This window comes from Bacillus sp. JHAA, assembly GCF_036961585.1.
Classification (GTDB): domain Bacteria; phylum Bacillota; class Bacilli; order Bacillales; family Bacillaceae; genus Bacillus; species Bacillus velezensis.
The window spans coordinates 1-977 of the sequence record NZ_JBAMDE010000025.1; the positions used below are offsets into that span (position 1 = coordinate 1).

Sequence of the window (977 nt, forward strand, 5' to 3'; positions counted from 1 at the left end):
TAAGTGTAATATATGGAGGATTAGCTCAGCTGGGAGAGCATCTGCCTTACAAGCAGAGGGTCGGCGGTTCGAGCCCGTCATCCTCCACCATATTTGCCGGCCTAGCTCAATTGGTAGAGCAACTGACTTGTAATCAGTAGGTTGGGGGTTCAAGTCCTCTGGCCGGCACTGTTTTTGGACAAGATAATAACATAAGTCTTTTAAAAAGAGCCATTAGCTCAGTTGGTAGAGCATCTGACTTTTAATCAGAGGGTCGAAGGTTCGAGTCCTTCATGGCTCACCATGTTACGCGGGTGTGGCGGAATTGGCAGACGCGCTAGACTTAGGATCTAGTGTCTTATGACGTGGGGGTTCAAGTCCCTTCACCCGCATTATGCAGGATAGTTATCCTGTATGCGGAAGTAGTTCAGTGGTAGAACACCACCTTGCCAAGGTGGGGGTCGCGGGTTCGAATCCCGTCTTCCGCTCCAACTATACCATCCGCGCCGGGGTGGTGGAATTGGCAGACACACAGGACTTAAAATCCTGCGGTAGGTGACTACCGTGCCGGTTCAAGTCCGGCCCTCGGCATTCATTATTATGCGCCCGTAGCTCAATTGGATAGAGCGTTTGACTACGGATCAAAAGGTTAGGGGTTCGACTCCTCTCGGGCGCGCCATAATATTTTTAAAAATCGGGAAGTAGCTCAGCTTGGTAGAGCACATGGTTTGGGACCATGGGGTCGCAGGTTCGAATCCTGTCTTCCCGACCACTTCGGGGCCTTAGCTCAGCTGGGAGAGCGCCTGCTTTGCACGCAGGAGGTCAGCGGTTCGATCCCGCTAGGCTCCACCATTTATAAAAAACATGTTGACTTTAAGAGAAACTTATTATATAATTAAAAAGTTGCTTGAGAAAGTGAACAAAATGATCTTTGAAAACTAAACAAGACAAAACGTACCTGTTAATTCAAAGTTTTAAATAAATCGCACAGCGATGTA

9 tRNA genes are annotated in these 977 nt (G+C 48.4%); all 9 read left to right on the forward strand.

What is annotated here, in order from left to right:
* Positions 1–14 precede the first annotated feature (14 nt).
* A tRNA-Val gene (locus V7728_RS20325) sits at positions 15–90 on the forward strand.
* Between the two features lie 5 nt (positions 91–95).
* Positions 96–168: transfer RNA gene (locus tag V7728_RS20330), tRNA-Thr, on the forward strand.
* A gap of 39 nt (positions 169–207) precedes the next feature.
* Positions 208–283, forward strand: a tRNA-Lys gene (locus V7728_RS20335).
* Between the two features lie 6 nt (positions 284–289).
* Positions 290–371, forward strand: a tRNA-Leu gene (locus tag V7728_RS20340).
* Positions 372–395: 24 nt separating this feature from the next.
* Positions 396–470: transfer RNA gene (locus V7728_RS20345), tRNA-Gly, on the forward strand.
* Positions 471–484: 14 nt separating this feature from the next.
* Positions 485–570: transfer RNA gene (locus tag V7728_RS20350), tRNA-Leu, on the forward strand.
* Between the two features lie 11 nt (positions 571–581).
* A tRNA-Arg gene (locus tag V7728_RS20355) sits at positions 582–658 on the forward strand.
* A 16-nt stretch (positions 659–674) separates the two neighbouring features.
* Positions 675–751, forward strand: a tRNA-Pro gene (locus V7728_RS20360).
* A 4-nt stretch (positions 752–755) separates the two neighbouring features.
* Positions 756–831 (forward strand) — tRNA-Ala (locus V7728_RS20365).
* Positions 832–977: the final 146 nt, after the last annotated feature.